This window comes from Bacteroidota bacterium, from assembly GCA_005882315.1.
GTDB lineage: Bacteria > Bacteroidota > Bacteroidia > Chitinophagales > Chitinophagaceae > VBAR01.
The window spans coordinates 354,989-370,211 of the sequence record VBAR01000003.1 but is presented as its reverse complement, the minus strand read 5'-3'; the positions used below and the strand labels follow the sequence as shown (position 1 = coordinate 370,211).

The following is a 15,223-nucleotide window of genomic DNA, read 5'->3' as shown; positions in this document are numbered from 1 at the left end:
AATTACAAAGGATCGAAACCCTCTCCTGCTAAGGGTCTCATAGTTTCTTAAGCCTATATAGATCTGTTTTTTTAGGATTTCCTCCGATTGAAAATTTGACAATTGTCAATGTTTTTTTTAGATGATCAGGTGCAAGAAAGAAAATGGCTTTAGAGATTACGGCCTCTAACAATGGGTATAGGAATGCCAGGCGTACCATTACTTTTTAAAGAAAGTTTTTTCCTGACCCTGCTTAAGGTTTCAAGAGTAATACCGAGAAACGATGCAATATATTTTAGCGGAATCCGGTTGGCCAGGTGACCATACCTTGATATAAAAAGTTGGTACTTATTTTCAGCATTAGAAAGTCTTACAATAAAAGCACGACCCTCTGCATCCTGGTAATATTTTTGCAAAACTTTCCTTGCAACGATATTAAATTCGGGAAACTTGATATATAGATTCTGGAAATCGGTGTATGTTAATGCAATCAACTCACAGTTTTCAATGGCCTGCATATTTTCAAAGGCGGGTTCCCTTACGTCGAGAGCCGAAATAGAACTTACAACTTCATTTTCAGCCGTGATCCATGTTGTAATATCTTTTTTACCTTCTTTAATGAACCCACGTACGGCGCCCTTTTTTATAAAATAAATATGCTCGCATATTTCGCCAGCTTTCAGCAATAATTTCCCTTTACGAAATGAACAAGCATAGCTGTGTTTTTTTAAATAATCTTTAATGCCTTCACTTAAGGGATAGAAATAATCCAATGTAGTAATCACTGACGAAATATCAGGAGGGCTGTTTTTGTTTAATTGATTCTTTCTATGTAAACCAGCTCCGCGCATTCCTTGCAATTTAGTTGCTACAAAACTAAGAATATATTGTTTTTGAATCCCCCTCTTGCTGTTGGCTTCTTAATGTTTCCGAGAAAAAACTATCAATGAATAACGCTAGTAGTTATGGGTTTAAACGAAAAGTCTGCACTTATCATTGTTCGGCAATCTTTCTTTCGTATTGTTTTTGCAGGTCGTTTAGTGCAGAATCATAACCGGGCTGGTCAATAAAAGCAGCAGGATCATAAGTGTCGCCCGGTTTATGTTTAGTATGTAGTTTAAACTGGCTGGCATGAGAAGCCACCCAGATATCGAATGAAATATTTTTCATTGCCTTGAATGTATAGGCATAATCTTTAGCTATTTCCGGGTAAGAACTTATATCCTTAAATGCTTTGTCTGTAACAATGGTGGGCATATTCGCAATAAGGACTTTCCATGATCGCTTTTCATCTTTTACAGTAAACAAATAACTACATGAACCTTTTGTATGACCGGGATGATGAAGCATCACCAGTTGCATACCTCCCAGCTTTACTGTATCACCACCCTTTAATAAGCGATCAGGCTTTATAGGTTTAAATGAAGTGCCAAAGACTCCCAATTCATAATCTGATTGGCCACCGCTTACCAATTCATCAACCTCTTTTTCATTCGCCATCAGTTGTGCTCCTGTTTGCTTTTTTATTTCAGCCATTGCACCCATGTGATCGTAATGTGCCTGGGTAGTTAAAAGTATTTTGGTATCGCTGAATTTAAAACCCAGTGTTTCGATATTGCTTTTTATCTGATCTAGTGAAGCCGCCAGCCCTGTATTGATCAATATATTTCCGTTGGACGTAGTAATAAGATAACAACCCAGGTCATAAGTGCCTACATAATATAGGTTGCCTGCAATGCGGAATGGTTGATAGGTTGCTGTCCATTCGGCTGTGGTTTTGGGTTCTTTTATTTCTTGTGCAGATGCAAATAATGTTGTGAGTGATAAAACAACAGTCAATACTAAATTTTGGAATGAATGTCTATGCATGATTGAATATCCAAATTTATTTCCAGGTGAAAAAATCAATTGCTTCGGTGCTTGTTAACAAGAATAATTTTGATATGTAATTACAAAGAAAGAATGATTTCAATAGCCGGCATTTATTATTTCGTTACCTGGTATATTTCTCTTGACCCTGAGAAATACATCTCATGATAACCCTTCATCAACTCTTTGATCTTTTTCGTCTCATCTGTATCGTGCATGTATTTTTCAAAACTTTTTTCATAGGCCGTAAGATTTTCATACTTACTAACCATAATTACCCTGTTATACTGACCTGTCATATCAGTCATGATACAATCTACTTCAGTTCTGTCAGCCATTGCTTCTTTAAACAATTTTGCCATTTTGGAGGCATTGCCGGGCTTACAGATAAAAATATCGTGTACAATTATCATACAGTCTTTTTAAAAGTGAATAATTGATTTGCAACGTAAAGTTCAGGAACTCTTCGTGATTCAACAAAGGAATTATAGGGTACTGTTTTTACAAACTCTCCTGATCATCGTTATGCATTGAAAGCACTTGCTTTGCTCTCTTCAGATCTTTTGAAAATATTCTTATCTCGATACCAGCGATCGGATCCATTCCTAACACATTATTATCATGAATGAATGACTCAATGCCCTGATCTTTTAATTGGGCTTGTACAGTAGTTGCCGTTCCCAGGTCATCAAAGACCTCAAGTAGTAGCGTCTCATCGTGATCATGTTTTTTCATTTCTATAAGCTTTATAAAATGAGCCCATAAATCATTCCAAATCATCATCCGTTGAAATAAAACAAGAGATATAGTAATGGACATTTATTTTACGGAGTTGGAACAAGCAATTGAGCAAAATTTTTTCGGAAAAAAATTAAGTGTTTGGCTCTTTTGTTGCTTTCTCATTCATGAAAGCCGATTGTTAATTTAAAAATCAATGTTATGAAAACGAAAAATAACCAGATCGGCGGTTTTCTTAGCGTTTGTATAGCAATAATTATAACAGCCTGCTATAACAGCACCAATTATACTAAAGGAACATCTGATCATACGATCAGGATGCAAAATTCTACCTTTTCACCTGCAACATTAACTGTACCTCTAAACTCGAAAGTAACCTGGGTGAATGATGACAACGTGATTCATACAGTTACTGCAGCTGACGGAAGTTTTAATAGTGGTGATATACCAGAGGGTTCTTCCTATAGCAGAACATTTGCTTCAGCAGCCACGATCAGGTATTATGATTCGCATACCCATAGTATGACAGGAATATTAGTTGTATCAGATTCAGCTCGAGCAGAGGGTTATTGATCCAAATATGAATTTAAAAAAACTATCGTTGAATGACACTAAACCTAAGGCTTTCTGAGTGATCAGAAGGTTTTTTTATGTAGCTGTTCATTAATGATGGTATAAAACTTGCGACAATTTATAAAACCCTGAACCTATGTTAAAACCTATTTCTTTTACTTTACGGATAATTTTTCTAAGTATTTCTCTTGTGATTTTTACTTCGGCTATTGCACCGGCTACAAGCCTGGCCGATGGTGTTCTTAAATACACGAATGAATTCCGTAAATCAAAAGGATTAGCAACTCTTAAAATGAGAAGTGATCTGAATGCTATTGCACGTGGTCATAGTGAAGATATGGCCAGCGGCCGCAGCAGTTTTGGACATGGAGGGTTTAACGAGCGGGCAAAAAAAATACAGAAGATCTATGACAGCTTTATTGTAGCTGAAAATGTTATTTATGGCGCCAGTAATGCAAAAGAAGCAGTCAGGCTTTGGAAAAAATCAAGCGGACACAGGCAAAACATGCTGGGCAATTATAAATACATAGGGATCGGCACAGCTCGCAACAAACATGGAGTTGTTTTTTATACACAAATATTTGTGAACTGATCATGTCAGGTTTCTTCTGTAAGTGATTGCTGGTTATTCTGCTCATACTTATTCAAACAATTATGCATAAGGTTCTTTCATCACTAAGATGAGCTGCTGTTTGTGGCTCACTAATTTCATTCCGATTCCTAAAGATACGTGTCGTGGTATAATTTATAAATATAGCAGGAGGTGCAACGTCAACAGTGTAGAAAAAAATAATCACAATAAAGATAGAACAACAATAAATTTAAAAAATTGTTTGACCATGATTGTTTACTACCTGATTAATCAAAACGTATAACCATTTATAAAATTTCATATCAATATAAAATTAGGGAAAGGCACAGTCTTTGTTTTTCAGGAAATGAAAATCATTCAATGAGTGAATGAATTTATTAAATAAAAAAAATAATCATGAAAACATTCAATTTAAGAAGTATTATGTGGGCAATACCGTTTTTGATCGGTAGTGTGGCATTAACAAGTTGTGACAATGACGATGATGATCTTAATGATAACAGGACGTACGTAATCAGCGGCAATGCAAGCGGATCACAAGTTGTTCCTGCTGTATCAGGTAGTGGACAAGGAACGGTTACCGGCACATATAATTCCAAAACAAACACGATGAATTATACTTCAACATGGACTAATTTGTCGGGAGCTCCGACTTCTGCAGGGTTTTATGCTGGTAATGCCGGAGCATCCGGAACATTGGTTGGTAATACATGGACATTAGGTTCTGGTTTAACCGCTACAGGTACTACTACAGGTACAATAGTTTTAACAGATGCACAGGAAACACAGTTGTTAAACAATGGTTGGTATTATTCTTACGGAACTGCAACAAATACGGGAGGTGAAGTTAGAGGACAGATAACGACGACAATACAGTAAACAGCTTAATCAGATTATTAAGAACCTGCTTTATAAGCAGGTTCTTTCTTCTTTATTATAATTATAAAATGATTTTTATGAATCAGAAAAAGAAAATACGATCAATCCGTAATGAAAATTTTAGTACGGGAAGTCATAGCCCATCATCATTGCGAAATGTTGGACCGGGTTATGATGATACGGGAAAGGGTGATTATAAAAGAGCTGATGATAATAAAGATAAGAATGTAAATAGCTTTCAAAATAAAAAACAAAAAAAATAACCGCCGTTATAACCAGGATCATTTTACTGGAGTATTGCAAGTAACTTTGTCGTGTAATGACTGATAATACCCGACAACAAAATAGCTTTTCTAAGCTGGTTACGATCTTGCGTGAATCTTTTTCGTTGCTAAAAAGGAATGATCCATTGCGCCTGGCCGGTGCTACCGCTTTCTTTACAACATTTGCATTACCCCCGATAATTTTTATACTGGCCCAGTTATTTGGTTCATTGATCGGTCAACGGGAATTGAACCAGGGATTGATTGGAAATATTTCTGAAATGGTCGGCACTGATGGTGCAAAACCGGTAAAACAGGTTTTAAAAAGTATACACGGATTTAGCAATGCATGGTATGTGATCATCATTGGTTTTTTATTCCTCGTATTCATTTCCACTACCCTATTCCTTGTTATAAAAAGTTCATTGAACCAGATATGGAAGATCAGTATTACTGATAGGCCGGGATTTACATATTTTTTGGTTTCAAGAACTAAAGCTTTCGCCGTTATACTAGTAACAGGTTTTTTATTCTGGGTTGGTATCTTTTTGGAAAGTATGGAGGCGGTGGCAGGTAATTACCTGAATAGCTTAATGACGATAGGCATTGTTGATTTTAAATTTATCTTTTCAAAGATCGGCAGCGTAATAGTAATTGGGTTATGGTTTTTTTTCCTGTTTCGTTACCTGGCCGAAGGCCGGCCCAACTGGAAAGCTTGTGTTGCGGGGAGTTTAGTAACAAGTATTTTCTTTATGCTCGGAAAATGGTTACTTAAAGCTTTATTGATAGATACTAATATCGGCAAGCTTTATGGAGCCTCCGGTTCTTTTGTACTGGTTTTACTATTTGTATTTTATTGCTCTTTTATTCTGTATTATGGGGCCTGCTTTATTGCTATATACTCCTTAAAAAATGATTGGCCGATCATTCCTAAGAACCAGGCTTATTTATACCGTATACAGAAAATTAAAAAGCCAGTGGAATAACTACTGATGTTGGTGCCGGTATGTATTGAGGAGATTAAATATTTGTGAACATAAATTGAGACAGAGCACTGTAATGAAAAAAGATTAGATTTACTTTCCCGCCTGAATTTAAACAGCCCTGATCTCGTATAAAATGAAAACTTTTCTATTTGATCCTTCTATGGGTATCTATTTTTTTTAACCACATCCGGTCCTGAATTATTCAGTAGCGGATAAAAATCTTAAATTATGTTAGTAATTGCACAGCACACCAACATCACGGACCCCGCTGCTTTTTGGGCAAAAGCACAAACAGTTATTGGAGCTGCACCTGCAGGCACCAGCGTTCTTTCTGTTTTTCCATCACAGGATGGTAAAACCGGAACCTGCGTTTGGGAAGCAGGAAATGTTGATGAACTTCAACAATTCCTTGACACAGCGTCAGAAGGCATGGCCACTAATTTTTGTTATGAAGTAAATGAAGCAGTTGCCATTGGATTGCCCGAAAGAAAGAAAGAAGCAGCACTTAACTGATCTTTTATGTTTTTAATTTTAAGAGCTGCATTGGCAGCTCTTTTTATTTGGACATAGATAAGGAATACTAACTAATGCAAAGGAACATCTATCTTGGTCTGAGTCTCGCCATCACTTCCTGTTTTCTTTTTAATAACAGATCATTTCCTCTTACTTCATAACGATCGACGCTGCTCAATGCCGATAAAAAAGTGTTTTCAAATTCAAGGTCACTACAGGCCATTTTCGTACTTACCACGTCAGTGAAACGAATGTCATTTTTATCCAGCGTATAGCCCCCATTTATTTGATTGCAGCCACCATTGCCTGCAAATCTCTTATCAGCCACTTCAAAATTGATATAAGCATCTCTCCTGCTTTCACTTTGTTGTACCGGAACTCCTTTCAGTTCTACCAGCACCCAATGCTGATTACCCCAACCGTAATCCGGTGAAAGTTTAGGGCTGCATTGAAAGCTGATCAATGCGATCATTAAAATGGATATATATTTCATAGTGTTTAAATTATTTCAAGCCAAGGTAGCGATGTAAGATTATCAATTGTTATACCATTTTGAATAATAGTTATAACATTCACTGATTGGCAAATTCCGTTGCGTGGGGACTCGTAACGGGGCTTTTTATGGACACGAACCAAGGTGAGGACGGCAAAAAAATACTGGTGGGGATGAAAATGCCCGACAGGAAATAAGAAACCCAGGAACAAAACGTGCAAGAAACAGAAACTGGGAATACTAATTTATAAGCTCTCGACTTCTTTTAAATAATCATGCTGTAGGTCTTCATGCATGGATTTTAATGCCAAATGAATTTTCTTTAACTGGTTTTCATAGATACCCTGCAATACGGGGTTTTTATTGACCGGGATATTCATGTCTTTCATCGCTGTACAGAAATAAATAAGCAGTTCAACTTCTACAACTGGAAGGCCACTATACCTGATATATTTTTTTATTGCACGCAGTATCTTTCGCAAAGTTTTCTTTACATAGTACACATTGGTTTTATTCATAGCTGCAAACTCCTCGTCCATTACATTCTTTATACTTTCAATATAAGCAGACGTATCATGTGCTTCAAAAAGTAAATAGGTCAATAATTCCTTATTCTCTTTTTTAAATCTCGCCAGCCTCAGGCAAATTTCGATTACTGTTGAAGCGGGTGCATTCAGCAGTTCCTGCTTTATCTCATGTATGGTTGATGCTTTCATATGTTTATAGACTCTGCGGCAAGTTAAGATTTGCCAGGACTTAAAATGGGCTAATTTGACATTGCGTTTTTGCGTGTTTGGGTTTTCAAAAAAAGCAATGTGGAAAAAAAGTAGGTATGTTCGTGCATGATTATGCTGTTTTGTACGTAATTTTTGCCTGATTTTGCGTGAATGTTATTGGATTCTGTTCCGATCGAAAATTCTAACACGTCCCCTTCAATCAGCTCTATAACCAAATAAATATGCTTAATTATGAAGAAGCTACTGCTTTCTCTATTCACCATTTTTTTTCTTTCTATGCCTTTTTTGGCATTTAGTCAAACACGGCAAATAAGCGGAATCGTTAGTGATGAATCTAAACTTCCCTTATCGTTCGTATCGGTTGTGCAAAAAGGAACTGCCACCGGAACAACAACAAATGAAAAAGGAGAATTTACCATCACAGTATCGGGTGCAAATCCCGTATTGGTTTTTTCTCATATTGATAGAGAGTCACAGGAAGTTGCTATAGGTAGCAGCAATACTTATAATGTAAGTTTAGTAACCAAGGGTTCGTTGTCTGAGGTAGTGGTAACAGCGCTTGGAATTAAAAGAAGTGAACGTGCCGTAGGTTATTCTACACAACAAGTAAAAGGCGAGAATCTTACTTTTACGAAAGAGCAGAATGTGATTGGTTCTTTAGCTGGTAAAATAGCCGGCGTACAAGTAGTAGGTGCATCTGGTGCCGCAATGGGAGGTACACAAAAAATTAAAATACGTGGTGTGAATTCTTTGAATGGTAATGACCAGGCTCTTATTGTAGTAGATGGTACACCAATTTCGAATTCAAATTTTGGTTCATCAAATGGTAATGGACCTGATCTTGGCAATATCGCCCAGGATATTAATCCGGATGATGTTGAATCAGTATCTGTACTAAAGGGTCCTGCAGCATCAGCGTTATATGGATTAAGAGGTCAGTATGGAGTTATACTTATTACAACAAGGAAAGGAAAAAAAGGACCTAAAAAAATAGATGTTCAATATAGCTCCGCGTTTTCGATGGAAAAAGTCGGAAATTTTTTGCCACTCCAAAATCTTTATGGTGTTGGAAATGACCAGGTTTTCAGAACGCTGGCAAACGGCGATAAATTCGTAAACGGAAACGATGAAAGCTGGGGACCTAAAATGGACGGAACGCCGGTTCGTATGTACTATAGCTTCTATCCGCAGGATGCTGAGTTTGGAAAACTTACACCTTTTGTGCCGCATCCTACTAATGTTGAGGATTATTTCGAAACAGGTCATAACATTAATAACAATATTTCTGTTGCAGGTGGCAATGAGAATATGATCTTCAGACTGAGTTATAATAATGGTGATATAAAAGGTGTAATGCCCGGTACTTCTTTAAAAAGAAATAACCTGGGCTTAAGCACTTCATTAGATGTTACCAAAAAGTTGACGGTTGGTGTAAATGCAACATTTGCTAATAACAAAGCTACACGACCATCACAAGGTTACCAGGGAACAGCAACCGGCCAGGTGCAATGGTTCCAGAGAAATATAGATATGGAGAGATTAAAAAATTATCGTTACGCTGACGGTACTATAATGAACTGGAATGTAAATCCAACTACAGCCGGTATCATTACCAATAACCGTCCAAGTGACTGGAACAATCCTTATTTTGATGCTTTTGCTAACAGTAATGATGATAGCAGGGATCGGATTTTTGGTGACTTAAATATTAGTTACCAGCTTTTGCCTGAATTGAAATTAAGCGGTTTTCTCAGGAGTGACATGTACACACAAAATGTTTCTCATGAAGAAGCTTTAGGTGGCAGGCTTGATGAAGGTTACTCTGTGGCAAAATACCAGAGTAAAGAATTTAACTATGAATTTTTAGGTCAGTATAATAAAAAATTTGGCGACATATCAATGAATTTGAATGTGGGTGCAAATAAATACACAGTTAATTTCACTTCAATTAGCGGAAATACGGTTGGTGGACTTACGAGTCCTGGATTTTATAGCCTTGCAGGTTCAAGAGACAGACCAAATGTTTCGTCCTTTATCCGTAGGAAAGAAGTGAGAAGTGTTTATGGTATGGCATCATTTGGGTATAAAGACATTTATTTTATTGATGGTTCGATCCGAAACGATGTATCCTCAACTTTACCCGTAAATAATAATTCTTACTCGTATCCGTCAGTTTCAACCAGTATTGTATTCAGCGAGTTACTAAAGTGGAAGGCTTTGTCTTTTGGTAAAATAAGAGCAAGTTATGCGATCGCAGGTTCTGATCTTGCCCCGTACCAGACAGGAAGCAGTTTTAATGTGGGTACAACATATACAGGTGCTGCCGCTACGATCAATCCACTTACTGTTCCTGATGTTTTAACGAACCCGAATATTGAACCTTCATTTGCGAAAGCATTTGAGGCAGGTATCGATGTTAGATTTTTGAAAAACAGAATTGGTGCAGAGTTTACTTTCTATCATCAAAAAAATGAGAACCAGATCATACAACTTGACGTACCTGGTTCAAGTGGTTTTGCAGCAACCGTAATAAATGCAGGATTGATCGAAAATAAAGGATTTGAATTATCGCTTAGCGGCACTCCTGTTCAATCAAATTTCTTTACATGGAATACTAATTTAAATTTTGCGAGTAACAAGAGCATGGTGAAAGAACTCTATCCCGGTATTGATGTTTACCAGCTGGATGCAAATACCTATTCAAGTGTTTCTATCTTTTTACAAGCCAGGGTTAATGAACCTTTTGGAAGTTTAGTAGGCCAGGCATACCTGCGTGATACTAAAACAGGAAAAATAATGCTGGATGCATCCAACATGCCGATACATCAAACCAACTACAACTTTGGAAGCGTAGTACCAAAATTCACCGGTGGTTTCCAAAATACTTTTAAAATATGGAAGCTGGACCTGGGTGCAATGATCGATTTTCAATCAGGCGGTAAATTTTTTAGCTGGACCCAAATGCTTGCAGTTAAATCCGGCCAGGCGGCTAGAACAGTTGAGTTAAATGATAAGGGATTTAATGTAAGAGATCCGTTAGCTGCAGGTGGCGGTTATAAAATAGAAGGTATTTCCCAGGCAACAGGCCAGGAAGTTAGTACGTATGTAGATGCCCGGTTATATTTTAGAAACGCTATCGGTACACGTATATACGAAGAGTGGCTTTTTGACGCATCTTATATTAAACTAAGAGAGCTAAGCCTGGGTTTTAATTTTGATCAAAAAATATTAAGTCATACACCTTTTAAAGCAGCAAAAGTTGCACTGATAGCAAGAAACCCTGCTATGATCTGGCAAAAAGCACCTAAAGGATTAGAGCCTTCTGAGCTATCCTATAACAGCGGCTCAATCAGCTGGCTGGAAAAAGGGGAATTCCAAACCGTACGTTCCTATGGTATCAGTTTTAATCTTACATTTTAATCGCCAATCATGAAAAAAATAAATCAAATCGCATACATTTTAGTAGCAACACTGGTAATAGCAGTTAGTTGTAAAAAATTTGATGGAAGCCTTAATGTTGATCCTAACAAACCAACAAAAGCTTCCGGCACACAATTAATAGCGAATGCAGAAAGATCACTGCCCGATATCAGTTCTTCACCATTTGGGGTTCATTATCCGCAGCATTTATCTAATACCTCATTTACCGAAAATTCAAGATATGCTACTGTTAATTTTAATTTTAATGGATGGTACACCGGGCCATTAATGGATCTTGAAACAGTTATTAACTCTTCTTCATTGGATGCCAATGAAGGGCCGGTTGTAAACCAAATTGCTGTGGCCAAAATATTAAAGGCATATATACTTTGGTTCCTTACAGATCGCTGGGGTGACCTTCCCTACTCCGAAGCATTAAAAGGTAAAGATGATTTTACTCCTAAATATGATAAGCAACAGGATATTTATAACAACCTTTTTACGTTGCTGGACCAGGCGAATGCTGCGTTCATAACAGGAAATCTTAAGAACGATATCATGTACAATGGTGATGTTACGAAGTGGAAAAAATTCGGCAACACGATCCATCTATTAATGGCATTACGCCTTTCAAAAGTGGATGCAACTAAAGGAACAGTGGAATTTAATAAGGCCGTTACCAATGGTATCATGACAACTAACAGTGATAACTTCGCTTATCCTCATCTCTTAGACGCAACCAATGAAAATTTCTGGTACACACAAATGAACAGGATGGGCAGGCTTTGGTACGCAGTAAGTAAGCCTTTGGTAGATACCATGCAATCTTCCGCTGATCCCCGTTTACCAGTGTTTGCTAATAAGGCTACTTCAGGTCCTAATTCAGGCAACTATGCAGGCCTGGATTATGGTTTAACAACTACAGTTACTCCAACTAATTTTTCATTGTTAGGAGATAAACTTCGTTTGCAAAATGCTCCGGTATATTTAGTTACTTATGCTCAGGCACTTTTTGCTATGGCAGAAGCAGCTAAATTAGGATGGATAACAGGCGGTGATGCAACAGCAAAAACTAATTACGATTCGGGAATAACAAATTCCATACTTCAATGGACAGGCGTTACCACCGGGGCCAGTGCCTATATATTACAACCAAAGATCGTGTACAATGCAACTGATGCTATTAAACAAATTGCCATTCAACGATGGATCCACTTATTTGTAAATGGATACGAAGCATGGGCAGAATGGAGAAGAGTCGGCTTCCCTATATTAATTGCAGCACCGGGTGCAAATGGTAATAATATCCCGAGGCGGGAAGCTTACCCCACTATAGAAAGATCTAACAATACTATAAATTACGACGCCGCAGTGGCTGCATTTCCATACGGAGGTACTGATGGTCTCAATACTCGTGTTTGGTGGGATAAACCTTAAATTAAAAAGCGGTCTTCGAAAGTAAATTACTAATTGATGCAAAGGTTCGTGACTTCACGAACCTTTTTTTATATCTCAACGGGTCGGGAAGTTTAGTGGTTATACAGGTAAATACAACGAATACGTTACAAAAAAAGATGGAATTATTTTGTTGAGTATTTGCTGAATGTAAAACCGATCTGGGATTTTTCATTACGATTAGATTAGCATTCACAGTGCCGTGATGGGCACGAACACAGGTTAAGTAGCTACTTAAAAATCCTTACTGACTTATCAGGTTTCCGCTCAAAACGGATATAATGAGTAGAATCTATTTCTCCATTATCATTAAAAAAAATATATCTGTTTTTATTATTATACTCAGGTAATAGTATTTTATATAGCTCATTAATTTTTCTTCTAAAAGCGTTGTAAATAGCCTTGCGTAAGTATTCTTTGTGTTCATCTCCAGCAAGATTCCAGATTACCAGTTTAGGCATGGCATTTTGATCTATAACCTGATCCAATTCCCAGAATAAAGAATCTGTCAGGTTCGGACGGTAAATGATCACATCGCTTGAGATGATTAGCTCTTTAACCTTTTCCTTCCAGTCTATATCTTTACAATAAATTCTTTTAAAACCCATTTCAGGAAAATCTTCTGTTGGGTTACCAATTGTAATCAAGTGTGCAAAATTCGTTAATTGGTTTGCCAAATCAACTTCATGTGAAGTACCAAATTTATAACTTACAAAGGCTGCCAGAGGTGAGAACGGGCTTGGCTCAGCTTCGACATCATTCTTCCCATCAGTATTAAATGATCTTAAATATAAGATTGTAGGAAGGTCTAAGCCCTCTTTTTTTTCGTGAGCTTTGTTATTTGCCCACCTCCCTATTTGGCTAACAAAATACATTAGGGCTGGAAAGGCAGTACCTAATAATATCATATAAATCCAGTGCATAATCGTGCAAGATTATTAAGCCAATCCAAAAATTATAAGGACAATAATAACCGGGATTAAAATGTTTAGAACTATATTAGTTACTCTTTTGTTAACCTCTTTGTTATAAGCAGCCTTTAGCTCAATATCTTCTGTCTCATCTCTCTTCTTTTTATATTCCGATATTTTCTTAGACTGAAAATAAATTTGAAAAGATAGGATGAGAAGCCATAAAATAGCAAGAACGATAAATAGTTGTTGCTTCCTTTCTAGTTCATCTCGCATCGTGTTTAAATCTTCCCGCATACTAAATTATTTTTAAATGAGAAATGAATATAAATGATTCCTCTTGACAATTCAATACCACAAAGGGGGTATTATCATTAATCAAAGCTTAGTATATTACTTTTTACGGACATAAAGGCTGTGGAATTTAAATCCAAAATCTGTAATTTAGAGCTTATCAAGTGGGAATTCTAATGACTCAAAACAAGAAGGTATTCATAAGTTATAAAAGAGAAGAAGCAGAACTTGCAATGAGGCTGACAAAGGAATTGTCAAACGATAATATTCATACCTGGATTGACTTGATCAACATAAAACCCGGAAGTCATTGGGATAATGAAATTGAGGCTGCATTAAGGGAGATCGATATTCTTTTAGTCATACTTACTCCCGCCTCTGTCTCCTCACCAAATGTAATGAATGAAATTTCTTACGCATTACGACTAAAGAAAAAAGTAATTCCTTTATTAATGGAGCATTGCGAGATACCACTTCAGCTTAGTAGAATACAGTATGTTGATTTTATCAATAGCTATAAAAATGGTATTGAACAATTAGGTTCAACAATCAAAGATGAGACCATATTTAAGCCGGTAATTCCCCCCAAGAAATCGTTTAAAAAAGCAAAAAGGTTTATTATTTCATTAATTCTGGCTTTTTCAATTTTCCCATTCAAATGGCTTTTTGAATTCAAAGGAATAATTTATGATAATCCAAAAATTATTGGCGATTCAAGTATACAGGTAAATTTTATCAATACTGTAACTCACCCTTACAACAATCTGGGCATAACAATTTGGTTAAATGACACGGGCAGCATGGTACATAACTTTAAAAAAGTATTGATATTTGATAAACGGCCAGTCGAATCAAGTTTTAGACGGAACGCCGAAGAATGTTTGATAGCCAATAGCAATGCGAGAACAGTGATGCAACCTATCGTTGAAAAAGGTAACTATTCAGTGAGTATACCTTTTCTTAAAAAAAACAAAAGCCTTATTACAGACAATAGCATTGAGGTTGTGATTGGAAGGGTAAATTCAAATTGCCAGTATGATAGCAATGCACTGGTTTCTTCACGTCGCATGACTTTTTTGAACTATTTTTTCCTAAATCCATGGCTTTTATTTTTCTTTGTTGTGGTGATGGGATTTACTATTCAATTGTTTGTATCAAAAAGAAAAAAATGAAAAAATTCATCTGTCTCTTTGTATTTATATCTTCATATTCTTTATTGTATAGCCAGAAAAAAATACGGCTTGAAGTAACCGATAATAAAAACCAACCGCTGGAAGACGCAGAGATTTTTTTACGGGATACTGCAAGAGGTCGTTCAGATGTAAAAGGTATAGTTTGGATTGATGGAAAACATCTGTTTGACAAAGGCTTTTTTAAGATCGTTAAACCAGGATACCAAACAAAAAATGGCTTTCACATAAAATTTTACGAGAAAGATACAATACACGCATCTGTCGAATTGATACGCTGGAATAATGGACAGTAAATTATGATTTCGCAGGATATGCATCCGTATCATAA

The 15,223-nt window shown here is 36.7% G+C and carries 18 protein-coding genes; 10 read left to right on the top strand and 8 right to left on the bottom strand.

What is annotated here, in order from left to right; translation table 11 throughout:
* Nucleotides 1-149: 149 nt before the first annotated feature.
* The 4 genes from E6H07_15010 to E6H07_14995 all read right to left on the bottom strand — a co-directional run bounded on the left by E6H07_15010 (nucleotide 150) and on the right by E6H07_14995 (nucleotide 2,667).
* A complete protein-coding gene (locus tag E6H07_15010) occupies nucleotides 150-830 on the bottom strand; it encodes a Crp/Fnr family transcriptional regulator (GenBank protein TMI62717.1) in 681 nt (226 codons plus the stop codon).
* Nucleotides 831-972: 142 nt separating this feature from the next.
* On the bottom strand, nucleotides 973-1,848 hold the full coding sequence (bla, locus tag E6H07_15005; GenBank protein ID TMI62716.1) for a subclass B3 metallo-beta-lactamase: 876 nt from the start codon (nucleotides 1,846-1,848) through the stop codon (nucleotides 973-975).
* A gap of 116 nt (nucleotides 1,849-1,964) precedes the next feature.
* Complete coding sequence (locus tag E6H07_15000; GenBank protein TMI62715.1) at nucleotides 1,965-2,261, bottom strand: hypothetical protein; 297 nt, start codon at nucleotides 2,259-2,261, stop codon at nucleotides 1,965-1,967.
* Between the two features lie 88 nt (nucleotides 2,262-2,349).
* On the bottom strand, nucleotides 2,350-2,667 hold the full coding sequence (locus tag E6H07_14995; protein ID TMI62714.1) for a DUF2007 domain-containing protein: 318 nt from the start codon (nucleotides 2,665-2,667) through the stop codon (nucleotides 2,350-2,352).
* Between the two features lie 120 nt (nucleotides 2,668-2,787).
* Here E6H07_14995 and E6H07_14990 point away from each other — a divergent pair, with 120 nt between their 5' ends.
* The 6 genes from E6H07_14990 (at nucleotide 2,788) to E6H07_14965 (ending at nucleotide 6,392) form a co-directional block, all read left to right on the top strand.
* Nucleotides 2,788-3,159, top strand: coding sequence for a hypothetical protein (locus E6H07_14990; GenBank protein TMI62713.1), 372 nt, complete (start codon nucleotides 2,788-2,790; stop codon nucleotides 3,157-3,159).
* A gap of 136 nt (nucleotides 3,160-3,295) precedes the next feature.
* Complete coding sequence (locus E6H07_14985) at nucleotides 3,296-3,751, top strand: CAP domain-containing protein (protein TMI62712.1); 456 nt, start codon at nucleotides 3,296-3,298, stop codon at nucleotides 3,749-3,751.
* A 396-nt stretch (nucleotides 3,752-4,147) separates the two neighbouring features.
* Nucleotides 4,148-4,630, top strand: a complete 483-nt coding sequence (locus tag E6H07_14980) for a CHRD domain-containing protein (protein ID TMI62711.1) — start codon at nucleotides 4,148-4,150, stop codon at nucleotides 4,628-4,630.
* Nucleotides 4,631-4,707: 77 nt separating this feature from the next.
* Nucleotides 4,708-4,893, top strand: coding sequence for a hypothetical protein (locus E6H07_14975; protein ID TMI62710.1), 186 nt, complete (start codon nucleotides 4,708-4,710; stop codon nucleotides 4,891-4,893).
* A gap of 56 nt (nucleotides 4,894-4,949) precedes the next feature.
* On the top strand, nucleotides 4,950-5,879 hold the full coding sequence (locus E6H07_14970) for a YihY/virulence factor BrkB family protein (GenBank protein ID TMI62709.1): 930 nt from the start codon (nucleotides 4,950-4,952) through the stop codon (nucleotides 5,877-5,879).
* A gap of 228 nt (nucleotides 5,880-6,107) precedes the next feature.
* Nucleotides 6,108-6,392: a hypothetical protein gene (locus tag E6H07_14965; protein TMI62708.1), complete on the top strand. Its 285-nt coding sequence runs from the start codon at nucleotides 6,108-6,110 to the stop codon at nucleotides 6,390-6,392.
* Nucleotides 6,393-6,480: 88 nt separating this feature from the next.
* Here the strand turns inward: E6H07_14965 and E6H07_14960 are convergent, their stop codons facing one another.
* On the bottom strand, nucleotides 6,481-6,885 hold the full coding sequence (locus E6H07_14960) for an META domain-containing protein (GenBank protein ID TMI62707.1): 405 nt from the start codon (nucleotides 6,883-6,885) through the stop codon (nucleotides 6,481-6,483).
* A 245-nt stretch (nucleotides 6,886-7,130) separates the two neighbouring features.
* A complete protein-coding gene (locus E6H07_14955) occupies nucleotides 7,131-7,601 on the bottom strand; it encodes a hypothetical protein (GenBank protein TMI62706.1) in 471 nt (156 codons plus the stop codon).
* 252 nt (nucleotides 7,602-7,853) lie between these two features.
* On the opposite strand from E6H07_14955, the gene E6H07_14950 reads away from it, so the two are divergent.
* Nucleotides 7,854-11,042, top strand: a complete 3,189-nt coding sequence (locus tag E6H07_14950; GenBank protein ID TMI62705.1) for a SusC/RagA family TonB-linked outer membrane protein — start codon at nucleotides 7,854-7,856, stop codon at nucleotides 11,040-11,042.
* Nucleotides 11,043-11,051: 9 nt separating this feature from the next.
* A complete protein-coding gene (locus tag E6H07_14945; GenBank protein ID TMI62704.1) occupies nucleotides 11,052-12,479 on the top strand; it encodes a SusD/RagB family nutrient-binding outer membrane lipoprotein in 1,428 nt (475 codons plus the stop codon).
* A 248-nt stretch (nucleotides 12,480-12,727) separates the two neighbouring features.
* Here the strand turns inward: E6H07_14945 and E6H07_14940 are convergent, their stop codons facing one another.
* Together E6H07_14940 and E6H07_14935 are read right to left on the bottom strand one after the other, a co-directional pair.
* Nucleotides 12,728-13,420 (bottom strand): hypothetical protein, encoded by a 693-nt coding sequence (locus E6H07_14940; protein ID TMI62703.1) that lies wholly within the window; start codon nucleotides 13,418-13,420, stop codon nucleotides 12,728-12,730.
* 15 nt (nucleotides 13,421-13,435) lie between these two features.
* Entirely contained in the window at nucleotides 13,436-13,705 is a 270-nt protein-coding gene (locus E6H07_14935; protein TMI62702.1) for a hypothetical protein, read from the bottom strand.
* 173 nt (nucleotides 13,706-13,878) lie between these two features.
* Here E6H07_14935 and E6H07_14930 point away from each other — a divergent pair, with 173 nt between their 5' ends.
* Together E6H07_14930 and E6H07_14925 are read left to right on the top strand one after the other, a co-directional pair.
* Nucleotides 13,879-14,874 (top strand): toll/interleukin-1 receptor domain-containing protein, encoded by a 996-nt coding sequence (locus E6H07_14930; protein ID TMI62701.1) that lies wholly within the window; start codon nucleotides 13,879-13,881, stop codon nucleotides 14,872-14,874.
* Nucleotides 14,871-15,188: a hypothetical protein gene (locus tag E6H07_14925; GenBank protein TMI62700.1), complete on the top strand. Its 318-nt coding sequence runs from the start codon at nucleotides 14,871-14,873 to the stop codon at nucleotides 15,186-15,188. The genes E6H07_14930 and E6H07_14925 overlap by 4 nt, the downstream gene beginning before the upstream one ends.
* Nucleotides 15,189-15,223 lie beyond the last annotated feature (35 nt).